Below are 21,806 nucleotides of genomic sequence, written 5' to 3' on the forward strand. Positions count from 1 at the left end.
TCGCGCTGGAGTGCCCCCCAAAAATGAACAAACACGACTGATGAATTTCGATCCTTGCTAAACGCCACCGCGTCGGCAGGGGATGTTTTGATTTCATTCAGGAGTGCTTATGGCTCATTTTGCGCAGCCCCCTTCTTTTATTTTGCATCAGGTCACCTGTCAGTTTCCGACGGGCGATACCCTTTTTGGCCCGCTGAATCTCACGCTGGAACCCTCTCTGTGCGCGCTGGTTGGCCGCAACGGCAGCGGAAAAACGCGTCTGCTGCGTCTGCTGGCGGCGCTGGACGAACCGGCTACCGGTCATATTGAACGCTTTGGCTCGCATGTCTTTGTGGCGCAGCAGCACGTCATTTCTTCGCAGACGACGCTGGCTGAACTTCTCGGATATGACGCGATTTTTACTGCGCGTAAGCGCATCGACAGCGGTGATTACCAGCCTGACGATCTGGCGTTGCTCGACGGCTACTGGGATGTAGCCGAGCGACTGAGCGAGGCGTTTATCAATGCGAAGCTCCCGGCGTTTGATCCGGATAAGCCTGCCCTGGAACTCAGCGGCGGCGAGCGCATCCGCGCCCTGCTGTGCGGCGCGTTTACGGCTGAAGCGGATTTCATGCTGCTGGACGAACCGACTAACCATCTGGATCGACAAGGTCGGGCGTGGTTCTACGACCAGTTGAGTCGCTATCAGGGCGGCGTGCTGGTGGCCTCTCATGACCGCGAACTTCTGGAGCAGGTGCCGCGTATTCTTGAGCTGAGCGCCTCGGGTCTGCGCAGCTACGGCGGAAATTATGCGGATTATCAAGCCCAGCGCGATGCCGAACAGCAGGCTGCCCGCGCGGCGCTCGAACATGCGGCAACCGAGCGCAAACGCACCCGCGCGCGCATGCAAAAAGAGCATGATGACAGCCAGCGGCGGTCGGCAAAGACGTTACGCACCGTCGATACCCTGAATATCGCATCGTTTGAGCGTGTCAAATACAAAGGCGCGGCAAAGGAGCGGATCGGCTCATGGAAAAAACAGCACAGCGAGCAAAATGAAGCCCTGAACGCCGCGGTAAACAAGGCGCGTGAACGCGTTGAAGAAGATAACCCGGTCATGTTCACCCTGCCGGGAAGTCAGGTCCCGGAAGGGAAACAGGTACTGGTTCTGGAGGATCTGGTGTTGCCGCATGTGCCTGTCCCACCCATCACATGGCGTATGGACGGACCGATGCGCGTGGCGTTAAAGGGACCGAACGGCTGTGGGAAATCGACGTTGTTAAAAACCATCCTCGGCGAGGTTACTCCCCGTTCGGGTGCCTGTAAGGTATCCGTCAGCTGTGCTTATCTCGACCAGCATCTGTCGCAACTCGATCTCACGCAGTCGGTCATGACGCATCTCAATTTGAGTCATACCCCTCTGGAAGAGGGGGTATTGCGAACCCGTTTAGCACAGCTTCAACTGGGGGCCGACAAAGTGAAGCTCCCATTGGCGGAGCTCAGCGGCGGCGAGCGTCTTAAGGCTGCCCTGGCCTGCGTGCTGTGGCGTGCGGAGGCCACGCAGCTTCTTCTGCTGGATGAACCGACCAACCATCTGGATCTGGCTTCAGCCCAGGCCATTGAAGCGGCGCTGGCCGGTTTCCCTGGGGCTCTGCTGGTGGTATCACACGATGAGGTTTTTTTAAGAGGCCTGGCGTTAACGCATGAGCTGGTATGGGAAGAGGCGGGTTGGCGTTGTGATAGCCTGTAAAACACAAGCCCCCGCAACGGCGGGGGCATTCAATCTTCACTACGCTATCTGTTTGCTGAGTGCAGGGTTGGCCTGAATCAGGCGCATCAGCCGTAACTCGGTTGGGGTGGGTTTCTCACGTTTTGACTCCCACTCCTGCACCATAGCCACGCTGACACCCATCGCTCTGGCGAATTCTTCGGTTTTCAGTCCTGTCCCTTTGCGCAATTGCTCATATTCTGTAAAGGGATTGGATTTTTGTTGCAGGGTAATCATCTGCGGTACATCTTTAAAAATGATCTGTTCCAGACTGCTCAGCAGTTCAAACTCAGGATCTTTATATTCCATTGAGGACTCCTCTTAAATCTCACATCGTGATCAAGAACATCAGAGAGCCAGTTAAGAATAGTCCCTAATACCAACCCAGGATCGTCACGGGTGTGATTAATTGTGCGGTAACGATCGCTGTATCCGATTCAGCAATATGGATAGTTATGCTAATTCCCTGATTAGTCATAGGTCGGCTTCGCCAGGTATTTTTTTGTAAATGATAAGAAATAAATCGGCAATAGCCGTTTTGCATGAAAAGAGTATCTTGCAAGGCTGACCTGGACTATCCTTGTCAGCGTCGGGCACGCGTGTGCCGGTGTGCGCTTTTTTGGGTGAAAGGAGTAATAAAATGGCGACAGGAAAGTCCTGCTCTCGCTGGTTTGCGCCTATTGCGGCGTTGTTGATGGTTGTTAGCCTGAGTGGGTGTTTTGATAAAGAAGGCGATCAGCGCAAAGCGTTTATCGATTTTCTGCAGAATACAGTGATGCGCAGCGGCGAGCGGTTGCCGACGCTGACTGCGGATCAGAAAAAACAGTTTGGTCCCTTCGTGTCCGATTACGCCATTCTTTATGGTTATTCACAGCAGGTGAGCCAGGCGATGGATTCCGGTATCCGCCCGGTAGTGGATAGCGTGAACGCCATCCGCGTTCCACAGGATTATGTGACGCAGCGTGAACCGCTGCGCCAGTCCAACGGTGCACTTGGCGTGTTGAGCCAGCAGTTGCAAAATGCGAAAATGCAGGCTGACGCGTCACGTTCTGCGCTCAAGCAAGGTGACGATCTTAAACCGGTCTTCGACAAAGTGTATGAGAAAGTGGTGACCAAGCCTTCTGAAGCGCTGCAACCGCTGATTCCGGCTGCGCAAATCTTCACGCAGCAACTGGTTCAGGTGGGTGACTTTATCGCCCAGCAGGATACGCAGGTGAGCTTTGTTGCCAACGGTATTCAGTTCCCAACCTCGCAGCAGGCAAGCCAGTATAATACGCTGATTGGGCCGCTGGCCTCCCAGCATCAGGCCTTTAGCCAGGCCTGGAGTGCGGCAGTCACTGCCACAGAATAAACCGAAAAAACCCCGCTTCTGGCGGGGTTTTTTTATGCCTGTCGAAAATAACGCTTGTCATTCCTCTACCACATCGGTATAACTATTCCCGTCGGTTTGTTACACAGACCTAAAGCAGTTTAGTAAAGCAGTCCAGATTGTTATCCATAGATACCCTTCGTAGTGACCCTTCCTTCATCGCTTAAAAATCTGTAACGCAATCCATCAAGCCGGAAGGCACAATATATTTGTTAATAAGGTAATTTCTATGTCTGCTAAAATGACTGGTCTGGTAAAATGGTTCAACGCTGATAAAGGTTTCGGCTTCATCACTCCTGACGATGGCTCTAAAGACGTGTTCGTACACTTCTCTGCTATTCAGAACGATGGCTACAAATCTCTGGACGAAGGTCAGAAAGTGTCCTTCACCATCGAAAGCGGCGCTAAAGGCCCAGCAGCTGGTAACGTTGTAAGCCTGTAAGCTTCCAACCCAGTAGCAAAAAATTTAAAAACCCGCCTTCTGGCGGGTTTTTTCGTTTCTACCGTTGCACCTGCGGGTTCACGCAGTTTATCTCCGCCTTTCCGCTAAGGGCGGCAATTAGATTATCGACCGCTGTTGCCGCCATATTGTAGCGCGTCTCATGGGTGGCTGAACCGATGTGGGGCAGGGCAACCACGTTAGGCAGCGAAAGCAGCGGCGAATCCACCGGCAGCGGCTCCTGCTCAAACACGTCCAGACCTGCTGCATGGATCTGACCGTTTTTAAGGGCCTCAATCAGCGCCTTCTCATCCACCACCGGACCACGACCCGCGTTGATGAAAATGGCTGACGTCTTCATTTTTTCAAACGCCTCTTTGCCAATCAGATGACGGGTTTCGTTCGTGAGCGGCAGAACCAGGCAGACAAAATCGGCTTCCTGCAGCAGGGTATCCAGCTCGCAGTAACGAGCGTTGAAGCGTTCTTCGGCTTCACCGTGATGGCGACGCGCGTTATACAGAATCGGCATGTTAAAACCAAAATGCGCGCGCTGCGCCAGCGCCAGCCCGATACGACCCATACCGACAATGCCCAGCGTCTTGCCGTGAACGTCCACGCCGAACCAGTCCGGACCAATGCTTTTTGTCCATTCGCCCGCTTTGACGCGCTCAGCTACTTCCACCACGCGACGGGCCGTGGTGAGCATCAGCGCCATCAGCGTATCGGCCACGGTTTCCGTCAGGGCATGTGGAGTATGCATCAGCAGGATCTTGCGGGCGTTAAGGGCATCCACGTCGAAGTTGTCGTAACCCACGGAAACGGTTGAGGTAGCACGAAGCTTCGGCATTTTTTCCAGCAGGGCGACATCCACTTTCTCGCTTGAACCCAGCAGGCCTTCGGCGCTGGCGAACGCATCGGCGTGCTGTGCCACGGTTTCCGGGCTCAGGTTCTTCACCTGCGTGACGGTGAAGTGTTCTTCAAGGCGTTTCTGCAGATCTTCCGGCAGTGCTTTATACAAAATGACGGACGGCTTCATGCTAATCTCCGTTGATTTTTAAGGATTCAGGCGTGGCGAGCGCCGACAGGGTGTTGTTGATTATTAGCAGGCTTAACAATCAGAGTAAGCCACACGGAGGCGAAAAGCGCCACCCCCATAAATATGTACGATGCGGACGGGCTGCCGGTGGCACCGTTCAGGTAGCCGACGAACCAGGAGCCGCAGAACGAGCCCAGCGCACCCATGCTGTTAATTAACGCCATTGCGCCACCCGCAACGTTACGCGGGAGCATCTCCGGGATGATGGCAAAGAACGGTCCGTAAGGGGCGTACATGGCCGCACCGGCAATCACCAGCAGGGTGTAAGAGGCCCAGAAATGGTTTGCGCCCACGGCCCAGGAGCCAATAAAGGCGAAGGCAGCAATCAGCAGCAGCGGCCAGACAAACAATTTACGGTTCTGCAGCTTGTCCGATGCCCAGGAGACGACGATCATGGCGATGGTTGCCGCCAGATATGGTACGGATGACAGCCAGCCTACTTCGACCATGCCGAGGTTCTCGCCGCCGCTGCGGATAATGGACGGCAGCCACAGCACAAAGCCGTACACGCCAATGCTCCAGGTAAAATACTGCGCGCAGAGCAGGAGCACGTTACGCGAGCGGAAGGCTTCGCCGTAGTTACGTACCGCCTTCAGGCCCTGCTGTTCTTTGTCCAGCTGCGCCTGCAGCGCCGCTTTCTCATCTTCAGAAAGCCATTTCGCCTGGGCTGGTTTATCTTTCACCAGCACCCACCAGCAGAAGGCCCAGATAATCGCCGGCACCCCTTCAATGATAAACATTTCGCGCCAGCCGAAGGACTGGATCAGGTAGCCGGACACCACTGACATCCACAGTACCGTTACCGGGTTACCGAGGATAAGGAAGGTATTCGCGCGCGAGCGTTCAGATTTGGTAAACCAGTTGCTGATGTAGATCAGCATCGCCGGCATAACCGCCGCCTCAACGACGCCGAGGATAAAGCGAATGGCGGCCAGGGCAGGAATATTGTTCACCATGCCGGTCAGTGACGCGCAGGCGCCCCACAGGATCAGACAGATGAAGATCAGCTTACGCACGCTGCGGCGTTCCGCATAAATCGCGCCGGGGATCTGGAAGAAGAAGTAGCCCAGGAAGAAAAGGGCACCCAGCAGGGAGGAGATACCTTTGGTGATGCCAAGGTCCTCTGTGATCCCTGCCGCAGACGCGAAGCTGAAGTTGGCACGGTCAAGGTACGCCAGGCTGTACGTGATAAACACGATTGGCATGATGTACCACCAGCGTTTTACTGCATTGGTCGAACTGTTCATAGGCTTGCCTCTGTTGTTGAGGTTGTTACCGCCGTTGTCTGTAGGGTACACGGTGGCTTAATTATTTGGTGCGGCTTGCTGCCCTCACCCTGGCCCTCTCCCACAGGGAGAGGGAATTTAAACGCCGAGCTGTGCTCGCGTTGGTAATCCTTCGCTGTCGCCCTGCACCTGAATGGCCAGCGAGCCAATCTTGTTGCCTCGAGCGACGGCCTGCGGCAGCGTTTTGCCTTCCAGCAGGGCGCTAATCACGCCCACAGCAAAGCCGTCGCCCGCGCCGACGGTGTCGACTACGTTCTCGACCTTCACTGCCGCGACCGCGCCCTGTTCGCCGTCGGCCGTTTTAAACCATGCGCCATCAGCACCGGTTTTCAGCACCACCGCTTTTACCCCTTTATTCAGATAGAAATCGGCAATGCCTTCCGGCGTGCTTTTGCCGGTCAGGATCATCCCTTCTTTCAGGCCTGGCAGAACCCAGTCCGCCCTGAACGCCAGACGATTCAGTTTCTCCACCATTTCCGCTTCGCTTTTCCACAGCACCGGGCGCAGGTTGGGGTCGAACGATATGGTTTTCCCCTGGGCTTTCAGGGTGGCTGCCGCATGATCCAGCAGCTCATACGAGCTGGCAGACAGCGCGGCCGCCACGCCGCTCAGGTGCAGATGGCGCGCGGAGGCAAAGTAATCTGTGTGGTAATCCGCGACAGACAGGTGGCTTGCGGCCGATCCTTTTCGGAAATACTCCACGATGGGATCGGTTCCATTTTCGACCTTAGATTTAAGCTGAAAGCCGGTAGGGAAGCGTCCGTCGAGGGTGACGCCTGCGGCATCAATCCCCTCTTTTTTCAGCGAATCGAGAACGAAATGGCCAAAGCTGTCATCCCCCACGCGGCTGACCCAGCCCACGTTCAGGCCAAGACGCGCCAGGCCGGTTGCGACGTTGAGTTCAGCGCCTGCGACGCGTTTAATAAAGTGCTCTACCGCGCTCAGCTCGCCCGTTTCGGTGGCGACAAACATCGCCATGGCCTCGCCGATCGTTATGACATCCAGCGTCTTGTGCATGGTTTACTCCTCGCGCAGCAGGTTGACGTAATGGCGGGTAACGGCGGTTAAATCCGCCCCTTCCAGCGGGAACTCGATACCGCGCGGGGCATCTGCAGGCAGCTGGCCGAGCAGATCCAGCCAGCGCGCATCGGCGCGATCCGGCGCCACGGCGCGGAAGTTATCTTTGTGCGGCACGGCGGCCTTCACGTGGATATAGCTCACCGCAGGGGCCAGATGACGCGCGGCCTCTTCGGGGGAATCACCGACCCATAGCCAGTTGCCCATGTCGAAGGTTAGCGTGACGGGTAAAGCCATTTCCCGACAGGCGGCCTGGAAGCGCTGCATGGGGGCGAGCTGCCCGCAGTCGGTCTGATCGTTCTCCACGACCAGCGCCATACCGCTTGCATTAAGCAGGCTACGCAAGTCGTCAAGAGGCTGCGCGTCGCGGAAATGGCCCAGGGAAACCTTCAGCCACAGGGCGTTCAGGGTGTTGGCTTCAGAAAGATAGCGGGGCAGGTCCGGGTTGAGGTTGCCGTCGGGCATAAACAGGGCGGCGGGTGCGGAGTAGCACGCAAGCAGGCCCAGCAGCTCAATGGATTCACCCAGCGCAGGCAGTGCCAGCAGCTCTTCGCTGTTGAACAGTTCCCGGCGGATCTCCACGCCGTCTGCCCCTGCGCCTGCAATAACGGGAAGCATCGCCCGCTGACCGCCTGCCTGTCGCACCTGTTCCGCACCGTACGCGGCGGTGACCACCATAATTTTCCTGCCCATCTTCGGACTCCATCGCAACATATCAATACTATTACGCTAGATGGAACCGGTTCCAAAGAAAAGGTCAGGATGTTGAATTTATGATCGCTATCACAAGGGAAATTTAACGCGCGGTGGAGCCACGAACGATCAGCTCGCCGGAGAAGACCTGCTCGCGAACGGCATCGCTGGTGCCTTCAATACGACGAACCACTTGTTCAACAGCAGCATAGCCAATTTGCCAGGTGGGCTGCTTGAGGGTGGTAATGCCTACGCCAGCCAGTTCCGCCCACTCCAGTTCATCAAACCCCAGCAGACCGATGTCGCTGCCCCAGTGAAGGCCAATGCGCTTGAGCGAGCGGGCGACCTGAAGCGTCAGCGCCCCGTTGGCCGAGATAACGGCTTTGCGCATCCCGCGATGGCGCGTGTGGAACTGACGCAGGGTGTTGTCGAGCTGCCCGGCTTCGTGAAGCGGCGTTTCGGCATTTTCGGCAATCACGCCGGGATATCGCTCCAGCGTGGCGCGAAATGCGCTCAGGCGCTCGCGACGGGTATTGACCATCCCCAGCGGTTCACTCAAAAACAGAATGGCCTCGAAGCCCTGTTCAATCAGATGTTCGGTGGCGGTCGTCGCGGCCTGGGTGTTGTCCAGCCCGACCACGTCGCAGGCAAATTCAGGGATTTTACGGTCGATGAGGACCATAGGCAGAGAGGACTGCTGCAGGCGGTTTAACCCCTCTTCACGCATGCCTACCGCGTTGACCACAATCCCTTCCACCTGATAGCTGCGCAGCAGGTCGAGATAGTGCAGCTCCTGGTCGACTTCATTATTGGTATTACAGACCAGTGGCGTGAACCCCTTCTCGCGACAGGCGGCTTCGATACCGCTGAGCACGTTAACGGAGTAGGGATTAGTGATATCGGCGATGATAAGTCCGATAAGACGGGTGCGACCGCGTTTAAGCCCGCGCGCCATGAGGCTGGGACGGTAGTCGAGATCGGCAATGGCCTGTTCAATTCGCGCCAGCAACGCATCGGACAGCAGGTGTTTTTCACCGTTAAGGTAGCGCGAAATACTGGTTTTACCGGTTTTGGCGGCTTTCGCCACGTCGCTGATGGTGGCCCGGGCTGGTTTGCTCATCGCTGATTTCCCTGAATTTAGTGAGAATACCTTAGCGGGAAAATCAAGGATGGCAAGTGGTTCATGCCGGGGTGTGGGGCTTGATGCCCTCACCCCGACCCTCTCCCACTGGGAGAGGAGGAAATGCAATTACTGAATTGGGCTCAACGTAATCTCAACGCGGCGGTTCTGCGCTTTGCCTTCCGCCGTGCTGTTGCTGGCGATAGGGTTGGCAGGGCCCATGCCGCTGGTGCGGATGCGGTTTGCTTCAACGCCCTGAGTGATGAGCGAGCTGGCCACGGCGTCGGCGCGCTGCTGGGACAGACGCATGTTCAGTTCCTGGCTGCCGGTGCTATCGGTATAGCCCATCACGTTCACGGCAGTCTTGTTGTACTCTTTCAGCACCATTGCCACGCCGGTGAGCGTATTCGCACCTGCTGGTTTCAGCGTTGCGCTGCTGCTGTCGAAGGTCACGTTGTTCGGCATGTTCAGGATGATGTTATCGCCGCTGCGCGTCACGCTCACGCCGGTTCCCTTCATTTTGTCGCGCAGCTTCGCTTCCTGCACGTCCATGTAATAACCAACGCCGCCGCCCAGCGCCGCGCCCGCCGCTGCGCCAATCAGAGCGCCTTTGCCGCGGTCTTTCTTGGAGGAGGAGAGCGCCCCAACGCCTGCGCCGACCAGCGAGCCGATACCCGCGCCAATGCCGGATTTACCCGCTTCGCGTTCACCGGTGTAAGGGTTGGTTGTGCAGCCAGAAACAGCCAGGGCACCGCTCACCAGAGCGGCAATAACGAGTACGCGTTTTTTCATCTTCTTTCCTTAATCCTTTTTATTCTTTGCCACGGCGAGCGTGGCAGTTGATTATGACGTCCATATACGGAGAAAATTCCGGGTATAACTCTGAAATTTGTGACAAACCATAAACTGCCTCAGCAAAGAAGGCCGTAAAACCTGCACGCAACCAGGAGCGCACGCTTGAGCACCTCAACGAAAACCATTCTGACCGCCGCCCACTGGGGTCCGATGCTGGTCGAAACCGATGGCGAAAATGTTCTGTCGTCCCGCGGGGCACTGCCAACCCAACATCCCAACTCGTTACAGACCGTCGTTCGCGATCAGGTGCACAGCAAAACGCGCGTGCGCTGGCCGATGGTGCGTAAAGGTTTTCTGGCCTCGCCGGACAAGCCGCAGGGTATTCGCGGTCAGGATGAGTTTGTTCGCGTGAGCTGGGATGACGCGCTGGCGCTGATCCACGCCCAGCACAAGCGTATCCGCAACAGCTACGGTCCGTCGTCCATTTTCGCCGGGTCCTACGGCTGGCGTTCAAACGGCGTGCTGCACAAAGCCTCGACGCTGCTGCAGCGCTACATGAGCCTGGCGGGAGGCTATACCGGTCATCTGGGGGATTACTCCACCGGCGCGGCGCAGGCGATCATGCCGTACGTCGTGGGCGGGAACGAAGTGTACCAGCAGCAGACCAGCTGGCCGCTGGTGCTGGAGCATACCGATGTGGTCGTGCTGTGGAGCGCTAACCCCCTTAACACGCTGAAAATTGCCTGGAATGCCAGCGACGAGCAGGGCATTGGGTATTTCGACGCGCTGCGCAAAAGCGGCAAGCGCATCATCTGCATTGACCCGATGCGTTCTGAAACCATGGATTTCTTTGGCGACAGCGCCGAGTGGGTTGCCCCGCATATGGGCACCGACGTGGCAATGATGCTGGGTATCGCCCATACGCTGGTGGAGAACGGCTGGCACGATGTTGAATTCCTGACGCGCTGTACCACCGGTTTCGATAAATTCGCCGACTACCTGACGGGTCAATCCGATGGGATTGCGAAAACGGCAGAGTGGGCGGCAAATATTTGTGGCGTTTCTGCGGAGAAAATCCGCGAACTGGCGGCGTTGTTCCATAAAAATACCACGATGTTAATGTCCGGCTGGGGAATGCAGCGCCAGCAGTTTGGCGAGCAAAAACACTGGATGCTGGTGACCCTTGCCGCGATGCTTGGGCAGATCGGCACGCCGGGCGGTGGTTTTGGTCTCTCCTATCACTTTGCTAACGGCGGCAACCCCACGCGTAAAGCGGCGGTGCTGGCGTCTCTGCAGGGCTCGGTGCAGGGCGGCGTGGATGCCGTGGATAAAATCCCGGTGGCGCGTATTGTTGAAGCCCTTGAAAACCCCGGTGGTTTTTATCAGCACAACGGTCTGGACCGCCATTTCCCGGACATTAAATTTGTCTGGTGGGCAGGCGGGTCGAACTTCACGCACCATCAGGATACCAACCGCCTGATCCGCGCCTGGCAAAAGCCGGAGCTGGTGGTGATTTCCGAGTGCTTCTGGACCGGTTCGGCTAAGCATGCAGATATCGTGCTGCCGGCGACCACCTCGTTTGAGCGTAACGATCTCACCATGACCGGTGACTACAGCAACCAGCATATGGTTCCGATGAAGCGCGTAGTGGCCCCGCGATATGAAGCACGTGATGATTTTGAGGTGTTTGCTGAACTGAGCGAACTGTGGGAAACGGGCGGCCGCGAGCGTTTTACCGAAGGGAAAAGCGATCTGCAATGGCTGGAGATCTTCTACCAGATTGCCGGACAGCGCGGCGCAGCGCAGGGCGTGACGCTTTCGCCATTCGCTGAGTTTTGGGAGGCGAACCAGATTGTCGAGATGCCGGAGAGCGAGCAGAACGCGAAGTTTGTCCGTTTTGCCGATTTCCGCCGCGACCCCGAGAACCACCCGCTGAAAACAGAGAGCGGAAAGATCGTGATTTACAGCGAGCGCATCGCCAGCTTTGGCTATGCCGACTGCCCGCCGCACCCTACCTGGCTCGAGCCGGATGAGTGGCACGGCAACGCCCAGCCGGAACAGCTGCAGGTGTTGTCTGCGCATCCCGCGCACCGTCTGCACAGCCAGCTTAACTATACGTCCCTGCGCGAGCAGTATGCAGTCGCCGGGCGAGAGCCCATCACGCTGAATACCCATGATGCGAAAGCGCGCGGGATTGCCGACGGTGACGTGGTGCGCGTCTGGAACTCGCGCGGGCAGGTGCTGGCAGGGGCGGTGGTGAGCGACGGAATTAAACCGGGCGTGATCTGTATTCATCAGGGCGCATGGCCCGACCTTGAGCCCGCCGAGGGCGGTATCTGTAAAAACGGGGCGGTTAACGTGCTGACCAAAGATCTCCCTAGCTCGAAGCTGGGGAATGGATGCGCAGGGAACACGGCGCTGGCCTGGGTCGAGAAATATGAGGGGCCCGAGCTTACCTTAACGGCGTTTGATCCGCCTGCCAGCTCATGATCCATGTCGGGTGCTGAGTATCATCCTGCCAGGCGCTGTCTTCAATGCGAAAGCCCTGAGCATGGTAGAAATTCACCGCCCGGACATTTTTCTGGTACACCTCCAGGGTTAAGTGCGAGAAGCGCTGTTGAACATGGTTCAGCAGCGCGCGCCCGATGCCTTTCCCGATGCATGACGGCGCCACAAACAGGGCGCCGACAAACTGAGACTGCATCACGCTGATAAATCCGCAAGGTTCGCCGTCCTGTTCCCAGACCCAGGTTTCTGCAGACGGCAGGTAAACGTCCCGCACCATAGCCTCGTTCTCTTTCCAGTAACCCGGCTCGATAAACGGATGCGCTTCCGTGGTGCTTTCAAGCCATAGGCTCAAAAGCGGCGCGGTATTCTCATTTTGCCATTTGCGGATCATGATGGCCTCCCGGATGACAGAAGCAGCCGGTAACGTGGTCATTGACCAGGCCACAGGCCTGCATAAAGGCGTAGCAGATGGTGGAGCCGACAAACTTAAAGCCGCGTTTTTTCAGTGCTTTCGAGAGCGCATCCGAGGCCGGGGTGGAGGCCGGGATTTCCGCGAGCGTGGCGGCCTGGGTGAGTTGCGGTTTGTTGTTCACAAACGTCCAGACAAAATCTGAAAATGATTCGCCGTTTTGCTCCATCGCCAGGTAAGCGCGTGCGTTGCCGATGATGGCCTGGATCTTACCGCGATGCCGGATGATGCCGGCATCCTGCACCAGCCGCTCCACGTCCTCATCGGTCATCGCGGCGACGGCGACAGGATCGAACTGATGGAAAGCGTTGCGGTAATTTTCACGTTTTTTCAGTACCGTAATCCATGATAACCCCGCCTGCTGGCCCTCCAGGCAGATCATCTCGAAGAGCTTTTTGCCATCCCTTTCCGGCACGCCCCATTCCCGATCGTGATAGTCGATATAAAGCTGATCCTGGCTTACCCAACCGCAACGTTCCATCCGTCATCTCCCTTATTGATACTGATTTCGCAAAAATTTCGTTCTGACTGGCTTGACGTGTTTACTATAAAGACAATAGTTAATACAGGGCCATATGCTCTCTAAGCTCTTCCTGAATAACGACAAATATCGCCGAATTCGGCTCTCTCTGGGGTCGCGTTGATGATGATAAAAAAAATCAGTGGTCGCCATGCTGCTTCTGGCCTGGTGGGAATTTCAGCCTGCCTGTTCTTTTGTAATACAGCGTCTGCCTGGCAACAGGAATATATCGTTTCAGACGCCCAGAATAATACGGCGGAACGCTATACATGGGACGCGGATCACCAACCGCGTTATGAGGATATTCTGGCTGAGCGTATTCAGTCTTCGCAGAACGCGCCGGGACTTGCCCTGAATATACCGTCTGGCAGAACGACGGAGGGGGCAATGAGCGTGGGCTGGAATTTTCCCGTTTCAGCACGCATCACCACCGGCCCGGTGGTGGCATGGCGGTACGACGGCACGACTCCCATGATGATCAACGAGTTTGGTGATAGCGCGTCGACGCAAGCAATCACCGACCCGCTCTGGCATGCCAGCGTCAGCACGCTGGGGTGGCGCGTGAATACCCAGTATGGCGATCTCCGTCCGTGGGCGCAGATTAGCTATAACCAGCAGTTTGGTGAAAACCAGTGGAAATCGCAGTTTGGCATGCCGCAAACGCCAGCCCCTGCCCAAAACGGTAGCTGGATGGATGTCACCGTGGGAACGGATATTCCCTTTAACACGCACATGGCGGCCTATGCGTCGCTGGCTCAGGGGGAGCACACCACCACCGGTGAGGAGTTTTTATACACACTCGGCGTCAGCGCAAATTTCTAGAGTTGTTACTTTTTTAAACGTTACGGTAACATCTCGAATACAATAACCACGGGCTTTACAGCGATAGCAGATACTAACATGCTATCGCTTTATTCCCGTGCCAGGTCATTCATTCCCGATTCCAGGCATTTCATTCCGTTCCGCCTGCATTTCATGCCGTTTTACCCCATGCGTTTTAAGGTTTTGTTTATCGTTGTCCTCAGCGAACTTCCTTAATTTCTCTTGCAGGACAACTGCCATGAACACATCAACCTATAACCGCACGCGCTGGCTCACGCTCTTTGGCACCATCGTCACTCAGTTTGCATTGGGGTCGGTCTATACCTGGAGCCTGTTCAACAGCGCGCTTTCCGACAAACTCGGCGCGCCGGTCAGCCAGGTCGCGTTCTCCTTTGGTTTGCTGAGCCTGGGTCTGGCAATTTCGTCTTCCGTCGCGGGTAAGCTGCAGGAGCGTTTTGGCGTGAAGCGCGTGACCATGGCGTCCGGCATCCTGCTGGGTCTGGGCTTTTTCCTGACGGCGCACTCCAGCAACCTGATGATGCTGTGGCTAAGCGCCGGCGTGCTGGTGGGTCTGGCCGATGGCGCAGGTTACCTGCTGACCCTGTCGAACTGCGTGAAGTGGTTCCCGGAGCGTAAAGGTTTAATCTCCGCGTTTGCCATCGGCTCTTATGGCCTGGGCAGCCTCGGGTTCAAATTTATCGACTCCCACCTGCTGGCGTCCGTCGGCCTCGAAAAAACCTTTATGATCTGGGGCGCAATCGTGCTGGTGATGATTTTGTTCGGCGCCACGCTGATGAACGATGCGCCGCAGCAGGAGGTTAAATCCGTGAACGGCGTGGTGGAGAACGACTTCACCCTCGCGCAGTCCATGCGTAAGCCGCAGTACTGGATGCTGGCGGTAATGTTCCTGACTGCCTGCATGAGCGGTCTGTATGTTATCGGCGTGGCGAAGGATATCGCGCAGGGCATGGTGAAGCTGGATGCGGCCACGGCGGCGAATGCGGTGACGGTCATCTCCATTGCCAACCTCTCCGGTCGTCTGGTGCTCGGTATTCTGTCTGACAAAATTGCCCGCATCCGCGTGATTACGATTGGGCAGGTGGTCTCGCTGGTCGGTATGGCGGCGCTGCTGTTCGCTCCGCTGAATGAAGCCACCTTCTTTGCGGCGATTGCCTGCGTGGCCTTTAACTTCGGCGGCACCATTACCGTCTTCCCGTCACTGGTGAGCGAGTTCTTTGGCTTGAACAATCTGGCGAAAAACTACGGCGTTATTTATCTGGGCTTCGGGATCGGCAGTATCTGCGGCTCGCTGATTGCCTCTCTGTTCGGCGGGTTCTACGTGACCTTCTGCGTAATATTTGCCTTGCTGATTATCTCGCTGGCGCTCTCAACCACAATTCGCCAGCCGCAGCGCGAAGTATTCAAAGAAGCGCATGCGTAAGCGGTATGAAAGAGGCCTCTGTGGCCTCTTTTGTCTTTATGCGAGACGCTTCCCGTCTCGATATTTTGTAAAAATTTACACCGATCACACTCTCTGCTGCCACTTTTCTCTCCCGCTGTGGTCTACTTACCGCGCTTGTAGACGTTTCTCATAACGCTTCCTTACGCATTTACTTACTCTGTCCGCTTTCTCTTTGAGATTCGACGGGTCTTTATACCCCTTCCCCCAGGGTTGTTTGCATGAAATACATTAGGTCTCTTACCCAGCAAAGATTGTGTCTGATGCTGGCTGTCTATATCGGATTATTTCTGAATGGCGCGGTACTGTTCAGAAGAGTGGAAGGTTATTTCGAAAACCTTACCGTAAGTAATTGTATTTTTGCCGCAATTGAAGTGTTCGGCTCCGTCCTCGCTACCTTCTTCCTCTTACGCCTGCTGTCCCTTTTTGGCCGACGTACCTGGCAAATTTTGGCCTCGCTGGTGGTGATTATTTCTGCCGCCGCAAGCTATTACATGACCTTTATGAACGTGGTCATTGGGTACGGTATTGTTGCCTCGGTGATGACCACGGATATCGATCTCTCGAAAGAGGTGGTAGGGAAAGGCTTTATCGTCTGGACGGTTTTAACCTGTCTGATCCCGCTGTTCTTTATCTGGAACAATACGTGCCGCTATACGCTGTTACGCCAGCTGCGCACGCGTGGACAGCGGATCCGCAATATCGTCGTCGTCCTGCTGGCCGGTCTGCTGGTATGGGCGCCTATCCGCCTGATGGAAACGCAGCAAAAACGCGTTGAAAAAGCGACGGGCGTGGATATGCCAAGCTATGGCGGCGTGGTGGCAAACTCCTATTTGCCGTCTAACTGGCTGTCAGCGTTAGGTCTGTATGCCTGGGCGCAGGCGGATGAATCCGGTGATGTTAAGTCGCTGATCAATCCACTGAAAAAATTCACCTACCAGCCGCCAGCCGACGGGCTTGATGATACGTACGTCGTTTTTGTCATTGGCGAAACGACGCGCTGGGATCATATGGGCATTCTCGGCTATAACCGGGATACCACGCCAAAGCTGGCGCAGGAGAAGAACCTGGTGGCTTACCGGGGTTACTCCTGCGATACCGCGACCAAGCTTTCGCTGCGCTGTATGTTTGTTCGCGAAGGCGGTGCAAGCGATAACCCGCAGCGCACGCTGAAAGAGCAAAACGTCTTTGCCGTGCTAAAGCAGCTTGGATTTAGCTCAGACCTGTTCGCCATGCAAAGTGAGATGTGGTTCTACACCAATACCCTGGCAGATAACATCGCGTACCGTGAGCAGATTGGCGCCGAACCGCGTAACCGCGGTAAAAACGTCGACGACATGCTGCTGCTGGAAGAGATGTCGCAATCCCTCAAGAATCATCCGCAGGGCAAGCATCTTGTCATTCTGCATACCAAAGGATCGCATTACAGCTATTACCAGCGCTACACGCGTGATTTCGCGAAGTGGCAGCCTGAGTGCGTGGGCATTAATAAAGACTGCAGCAAGCAGGAGCTGATCAATGCCTATGATAACTCGGTGCTGTATGTGGATACCTTCCTGAGCCGGGTGATCGACCAGCTGCGCGATAAGAAAGCGATTGTGATTTATGCGGCAGACCACGGTGAATCCATCAACGAGAAAGAGCATCTGCACGGTACGCCGCGCAAGCTGGCACCGCCTGAACAGTTCCGCGTGCCGATGATCATGTGGATGTCGGATAAGTACCTGGAAAACCCGGAGAAGGCGAAGATGTTTGCTCAGCTGAAGAAAGAGGCGGAGATGAAGGTGCCGCGTCGTCACGTTGAGCTGTACGACACCATTATGGGTTGTCTCGGCTATACCTCACCGAACGGTGGGATTAACGAAAACAACAACTGGTGTAAACTCCCTGCTAACAGCGTAAAAGCCGCGCAGTAGCTGCTCTGGCGAGAATATCGCCAGTTGAATGGCTTTTTGAAAATAAGGGATTGACGGGGGCGCACCTCAGCAGTAAGATGCGCTCCGCATTCGGCGAGTAGCGCAGCTTGGTAGCGCAACTGGTTTGGGACCAGTGGGTCGGAGGTTCGAATCCTCTCTCGCCGACCACATTCTGAAAAGGGCTAACCGCAAGGTTAGCCCTTTTTGCATTATGACCTTATCCCGTCAGAGTATCCAAAACGCCCCTTAGGTCCGCTTCTTCCTGCCTGTTAACGATTTTGTGACATAATCCATTGTATTTTTTTATATATAGATTGATCTTTTTTCGCGTTGCTTATGGATAACCTCAGCATTTTTCGCTGTGCGTTTTAGCGTTCATGGAATTTAGTGCTCAGATAATCACCATTCTGCAAGAAAATTTACCCATTCTGAATAAAAGTTAATCACTGATTGTTGCGAAATATGAAGAGACTTGTGCTGCAGGATAGCGAGTAGCATAAATTTCCCTGCTGAAAACTGGCATACATAGTTTTTTTAATCTTTGTTTGCGGTTTCTCACACTCAGCGTAAATCCCCGCCACCTGTATTGACGTTTTCACATTCTGTTGACAGATTGTAGGGCATGAGGGGCATTTCAGGGACGATCTGCGCTGCAACTCAAACGCTCTTCTGAAAGGATTCTCCATCCCTTTAACGCCTTCGGGCACCTCCGACCGGACCGGGTAAAAAATAAATAAAGGTCTGGCGGCGTAACACAACAAAGCAAAACATCACATTGGAGCAGAATAATGAGTATTTCCTTGAAGAAGTCAGGGATGCTGAAACTTGGTCTGAGCCTGGTGGCTATGACCGTGGCAGCAAGCGTACAGGCAAAAACCCTGGTTTACTGTTCTGAAGGCTCGCCGGAAGGCTTTAACCCACAGCTCTTTACCTCTGGTACGACTTACGACGCAAGCTCTGTACCGATCTATAACCGTCTGGTTGAATTCAAAACCGGTACCACGGAAGTGATTCCGGGGCTGGCAGAGAAGTGGGACGTCAGCGAAGACGGCAAAACCTATACCTTCCACCTGCGCAAAGGCGTGAAGTGGCAGGACAGCAAAGAATTCAAACCAACGCGCGACTTTAACGCCGACGACGTTGTGTTCTCCTTCGATCGTCAGAAAAACGCGCAGAACCCGTACCACAAAGTGTCTGGCGGCAGCTATGAATACTTCGAAGGGATGGGCCTGCCGGATCTGATTTCTGAAGTGAAAAAAGTGGACGACAATACCGTTCAGTTCGTGCTGACGCGTCCGGAAGCGCCATTCCTGGCTGACCTGGCTATGGACTTTGCTTCAATTCTGTCCAAAGAGTACGCGGACAACATGCTGAAAGCCGGTACGCCGGAAAAAGTCGACCTGAACCCAATCGGTACCGGTCCATTCCAGCTGCTGCAGTACCAGAAAGACTCCCGCATTCTGTACAAAGCGTTCGAAGGCTATTGGGGCACCAAGCCGCAGATCGACCGTCTGGTCTTCTCCATTACGCCTGATGCATCAGTGCGTTATGCAAAACTGCAGAAAAACGAATGCCAGGTTATGCCATACCCGAACCCGGCTGACATTGCCCGCATGAAGCAGGACAAGAACATCAACCTGCTGGAGCAGGCTGGCCTGAACGTGGGCTATCTCTCCTTCAACACCGAGAAGAAACCGTTTGATGACGTGAAAGTGCGTCAGGCGCTGACCTACGCGGTGAACAAAGAAGCGATCATCAAGGCCGTTTACCAGGGCGCTGGCGTTGCAGCCAAAAACCTGATCCCACCAACCATGTGGGGCTATAACGACGACGTTAAAGACTACAGCTACGATCCTGAGAAAGCGAAAGCGCTGCTGAAAGAAGCGGGCCAGGATAAAGGCTTCACCGTCGAGCTGTGGGCGATGCCGGTACAGCGTCCGTACAACCCGAACGCACGCCGCATGGCAGAAATGGTTCAGGCTGACTGGGCTAAGATTGGCGTTCAGGCCAAGATTGTGACCTACGAGTGGGGCGAGTACCTGAAGCGCGCTAAAGCGGGTGAGCACCAGGCGGTAATGATGGGCTGGACCGGTGATAACGGGGATCCGGACAACTTCTTCGCTACCCTGTTCAGCTGCGCGGCGGCGAAAGACGGTTCTAACTACTCTCGCTGGTGCTACAAGCCGTTTGAAGACCTGATCCAGCCGGCGCGTGCGACCGACGATCACAACAAACGTATTGAACTGTACAAGCAGGCTCAGGTTGTTATGCACGATCAGGCTCCGGCGCTGATTGTTGCTCACTCCACCGTGTACGAGCCAGTGCGTAAAGAAGTGAAGGGCTACGTGGTTGATCCACTGGGCAAACACCACTTCGAGAACGTATCTGTTGAATAATAAGTAGGGTGTTTTCCCTCTCCCTCCGGGAGAGGGCAGGGGTGAGGGGCGTGCATGCATCCCCTCACCCTCATCTTCTCTCAAGGGAGAAGAAATTTACATTTGTGAGCAATACAGACGTCACGCCACTGGTCGTGCGTCATCAGAGAGAATCCGGGTTATGTTGCAGTTCATCCTCCGACGTCTGGGACTTGTTATCCCCACGTTTATCGGTATCACCCTTCTCACTTTTGCCTTCGTCCATATGATCCCCGGCGACCCGGTAATGATTATGGCGGGCGAGCGTGGTATTTCCCCTGAGCGCCATGCACAGCTGCTGGCTGAACTCGGTCTCGATAAGCCGATGTGGCAGCAGTATCTCCACTATATCTGGGGCGTGCTGCACGGTGATTTAGGGATTTCGCTGAAAAGCCGTCTTCCGGTGTGGGACGAGTTCGTGCCGCGTTTTAAAGCGACGCTGGAGCTTGGCGTCTGCGCCATGATTTTCGCTACTGCGGTAGGTATCCCAGTTGGGGTACTGGCAGCCGTTAAGCGTGGCTCTATTTTTGACCATACCGCCGTGGGCCTGGCGCTGACCGGCTACTCCATGCCTATCTTCTGGTGGGGCATGATGCTGATCATGCTGGTCTCGGTGCAGCTTAACCTGACCCCGGTCTCCGGGCGCGTTAGCGATATGGTCTTCCTGGATGACTCCAACCCGCTCACCGGCTTTATGCTGATTGATACGGCTATCTGGGGCGAGGAGGGCAACTTCATGGATGCCGTCGCGCACATGATCCTGCCTGCCATGGTGCTGGGGACCATTCCTCTGGCGGTGATCGTGCGTATGACCCGTTCATCGATGCTGGAAGTGCTGGGTGAGGATTACATCCGCACCGCGCGCGCCAAGGGCCTGACGCGCATGCGCGTCATTATCGTCCATGCGCTGCGTAACGCCATGCTGCCGGTGGTGACCGTTATCGGTCTCCAGGTGGGGACGTTGCTGGCGGGGGCGATTCTGACCGAAACCATCTTCTCCTGGCCGGGCCTGGGCCGCTGGCTGATTGACGCGCTGCAACGCCGTGACTATCCGGTTGTGCAGGGCGGTGTACTGCTGGTCGCGACGATGATTATCCTCGTCAACCTGCTGGTCGATTTGCTGTACGGCGTGGTGAACCCGCGTATTCGTCATAAGAAGTAAGGGGCCATCATGTCACAAGTCACTCAAAATAAAGTGGTCGCTGCACCGGTTCCTATGACGCCGCTGCAGGAATTCTGGCACTACTTCAAGCGCAATAAAGGTGCGGTAGTAGGTCTGGTGTATGTTGCTATCATGATCCTGATTGCGGTGTTTGCGAACTTCCTCGCACCGTATAATCCGGCGGACCAGTTCCGCGATGCGCTGCTCGCGCCACCTGCGTGGCAGGACGGCGGTAGCCTGGCGCACCTGCTCGGTACCGATGACGTGGGCCGCGATGTGCTGTCGCGTCTGATGTACGGCGCGCGCCTGTCGCTGCTGGTCGGCTGCCTGGTGGTGGTGCTCTCCCTGATTATGGGGATCGTTCTCGGCCTGGTTGCCGGTTACTTCGGCGGCATCGTTGATAACATCATCATGCGTATCGTCGACATCATGCTGGCGCTGCCAAGCCTGCTGCTGGCCCTGGTGCTGGTGGCGATCTTCGGTCCGTCGATCGGTAACGCCGCCCTGGCGCTGACGTTCGTCGCGCTTCCTCACTACGTGCGTTTAACCCGTGCGGCGGTGCTGGTGGAAGTGAACCGCGATTACGTTACCGCCTCTCGTGTGGCGGGTGCCGGTGCGATGCGCCAGATGTTCGTGAATATCTTCCCTAACTGCCTTGCGCCGCTGATCGTTCAGGCGTCGCTCGGTTTCTCTAACGCCATTCTTGATATGGCCGCTCTTGGCTTCCTGGGCATGGGTGCGCAGCCGCCAACACCGGAGTGGGGCACCATGCTCTCCGACGTGTTGCAGTTCGCACAAAGCGCCTGGTGGGTTGTCACCTTCCCGGGTCTGGCAATCCTGCTGACGGTGCTGGCATTTAACCTGATGGGTGATGGCCTGCGTGATGCGCTTGATCCCAAACTGAAGCAGTAAGA

General features: G+C 55.8%; 19 protein-coding genes and 1 tRNA gene. 11 read left to right on the forward strand and 9 right to left on the reverse strand.

Annotated elements, in window-relative coordinates:
- Positions 1–109: 109 nt before the first annotated feature.
- Positions 110–1,729: an ATP-binding cassette domain-containing protein gene (locus AB3N39_RS00820; RefSeq protein ID WP_367897006.1), complete on the forward strand. Its 1,620-nt coding sequence runs from the start codon at positions 110–112 to the stop codon at positions 1,727–1,729.
- A 39-nt stretch (positions 1,730–1,768) separates the two neighbouring features.
- Here the strand turns inward: AB3N39_RS00820 and AB3N39_RS00825 are convergent, their stop codons facing one another.
- Complete coding sequence (locus AB3N39_RS00825; RefSeq protein WP_111964342.1) at positions 1,769–2,056, reverse strand: HTH-type transcriptional regulator; 288 nt, start codon at positions 2,054–2,056, stop codon at positions 1,769–1,771.
- 331 nt (positions 2,057–2,387) lie between these two features.
- Between AB3N39_RS00825 and AB3N39_RS00830 the strand changes: the two genes are divergently transcribed.
- Both AB3N39_RS00830 and cspA read left to right on the forward strand, forming a co-directional pair.
- Positions 2,388–3,098, forward strand: coding sequence for a DUF3053 domain-containing protein (locus tag AB3N39_RS00830; protein WP_014882044.1), 711 nt, complete (start codon positions 2,388–2,390; stop codon positions 3,096–3,098).
- 247 nt (positions 3,099–3,345) lie between these two features.
- Positions 3,346–3,558: an RNA chaperone/antiterminator CspA gene (gene cspA, locus AB3N39_RS00835; protein ID WP_003860775.1), complete on the forward strand. Its 213-nt coding sequence runs from the start codon at positions 3,346–3,348 to the stop codon at positions 3,556–3,558.
- Positions 3,559–3,616: 58 nt separating this feature from the next.
- On the opposite strand, the gene ghrB is transcribed toward cspA, so the two are convergent.
- The 6 genes from ghrB to AB3N39_RS00865 all read right to left on the reverse strand — a co-directional run bounded on the left by ghrB (position 3,617) and on the right by AB3N39_RS00865 (position 9,619).
- Entirely contained in the window at positions 3,617–4,591 is a 975-nt protein-coding gene (gene ghrB / locus AB3N39_RS00840; protein ID WP_325848766.1) for a glyoxylate/hydroxypyruvate reductase GhrB, read from the reverse strand.
- A gap of 26 nt (positions 4,592–4,617) precedes the next feature.
- Positions 4,618–5,898 (reverse strand): MFS transporter, encoded by a 1,281-nt coding sequence (locus tag AB3N39_RS00845; RefSeq protein WP_127729184.1) that lies wholly within the window; start codon positions 5,896–5,898, stop codon positions 4,618–4,620.
- A 117-nt stretch (positions 5,899–6,015) separates the two neighbouring features.
- Positions 6,016–6,954: a sugar kinase gene (locus AB3N39_RS00850; protein WP_143344503.1), complete on the reverse strand. Its 939-nt coding sequence runs from the start codon at positions 6,952–6,954 to the stop codon at positions 6,016–6,018.
- A gap of 3 nt (positions 6,955–6,957) precedes the next feature.
- Positions 6,958–7,707 carry a sugar phosphate isomerase/epimerase gene (locus AB3N39_RS00855; RefSeq protein ID WP_127729188.1) on the reverse strand — a complete coding sequence of 250 codons (750 nt, stop codon included), beginning with the start codon at positions 7,705–7,707 and terminating at the stop codon, positions 6,958–6,960.
- A 103-nt stretch (positions 7,708–7,810) separates the two neighbouring features.
- On the reverse strand, positions 7,811–8,827 hold the full coding sequence (locus tag AB3N39_RS00860; RefSeq protein ID WP_008502761.1) for a LacI family DNA-binding transcriptional regulator: 1,017 nt from the start codon (positions 8,825–8,827) through the stop codon (positions 7,811–7,813).
- A 129-nt stretch (positions 8,828–8,956) separates the two neighbouring features.
- On the reverse strand, positions 8,957–9,619 hold the full coding sequence (locus tag AB3N39_RS00865; RefSeq protein ID WP_032650803.1) for an OmpA family lipoprotein: 663 nt from the start codon (positions 9,617–9,619) through the stop codon (positions 8,957–8,959).
- Between the two features lie 213 nt (positions 9,620–9,832).
- Here AB3N39_RS00865 and AB3N39_RS00870 point away from each other — a divergent pair, with 213 nt between their 5' ends.
- Positions 9,833–12,112, forward strand: a complete 2,280-nt coding sequence (locus AB3N39_RS00870) for a molybdopterin guanine dinucleotide-containing S/N-oxide reductase (RefSeq protein WP_367897322.1) — start codon at positions 9,833–9,835, stop codon at positions 12,110–12,112.
- Here AB3N39_RS00870 and AB3N39_RS00875 read toward each other — a convergent pair.
- Positions 12,075–12,521 (reverse strand): N-acetyltransferase, encoded by a 447-nt coding sequence (locus AB3N39_RS00875; protein ID WP_149367243.1) that lies wholly within the window; start codon positions 12,519–12,521, stop codon positions 12,075–12,077. The genes AB3N39_RS00870 and AB3N39_RS00875 overlap by 38 nt on opposite strands.
- On the reverse strand, positions 12,499–13,080 hold the full coding sequence (gene tag / locus AB3N39_RS00880; RefSeq protein WP_111964349.1) for a DNA-3-methyladenine glycosylase I: 582 nt from the start codon (positions 13,078–13,080) through the stop codon (positions 12,499–12,501). The genes AB3N39_RS00875 and tag overlap by 23 nt, the downstream gene beginning before the upstream one ends.
- A gap of 162 nt (positions 13,081–13,242) precedes the next feature.
- Here tag and AB3N39_RS00885 point away from each other — a divergent pair, with 162 nt between their 5' ends.
- From AB3N39_RS00885 to dppC, 7 genes are all read left to right on the forward strand, one after another.
- Entirely contained in the window at positions 13,243–13,941 is a 699-nt protein-coding gene (locus AB3N39_RS00885) for an autotransporter domain-containing protein (RefSeq protein ID WP_111964350.1), read from the forward strand.
- 238 nt (positions 13,942–14,179) lie between these two features.
- Positions 14,180–15,382, forward strand: coding sequence for an MFS transporter (locus AB3N39_RS00890; protein WP_367897007.1), 1,203 nt, complete (start codon positions 14,180–14,182; stop codon positions 15,380–15,382).
- Positions 15,383–15,621: 239 nt separating this feature from the next.
- Entirely contained in the window at positions 15,622–17,316 is a 1,695-nt protein-coding gene (gene eptB, locus AB3N39_RS00895; RefSeq protein WP_115876656.1) for a kdo(2)-lipid A phosphoethanolamine 7''-transferase, read from the forward strand.
- A gap of 91 nt (positions 17,317–17,407) precedes the next feature.
- Positions 17,408–17,484: transfer RNA gene (locus tag AB3N39_RS00900), tRNA-Pro, on the forward strand.
- Between the two features lie 620 nt (positions 17,485–18,104).
- A complete protein-coding gene (gene dppA / locus AB3N39_RS00905) occupies positions 18,105–19,712 on the forward strand; it encodes a dipeptide ABC transporter periplasmic-binding protein DppA (RefSeq protein ID WP_111964353.1) in 1,608 nt (535 codons plus the stop codon).
- 160 nt (positions 19,713–19,872) lie between these two features.
- On the forward strand, positions 19,873–20,892 hold the full coding sequence (gene dppB / locus AB3N39_RS00910) for a dipeptide ABC transporter permease DppB (protein ID WP_008502770.1): 1,020 nt from the start codon (positions 19,873–19,875) through the stop codon (positions 20,890–20,892).
- 9 nt (positions 20,893–20,901) lie between these two features.
- Positions 20,902–21,804 (forward strand): dipeptide ABC transporter permease DppC, encoded by a 903-nt coding sequence (gene dppC, locus AB3N39_RS00915; RefSeq protein WP_111964354.1) that lies wholly within the window; start codon positions 20,902–20,904, stop codon positions 21,802–21,804.
- The last annotated feature ends 2 nt before the right edge of the window (positions 21,805–21,806 follow it).

The sequence above is a fragment of the Enterobacter vonholyi genome (genome assembly GCF_040834095.1).
GTDB lineage: Bacteria > Pseudomonadota > Gammaproteobacteria > Enterobacterales > Enterobacteriaceae > Enterobacter > Enterobacter vonholyi.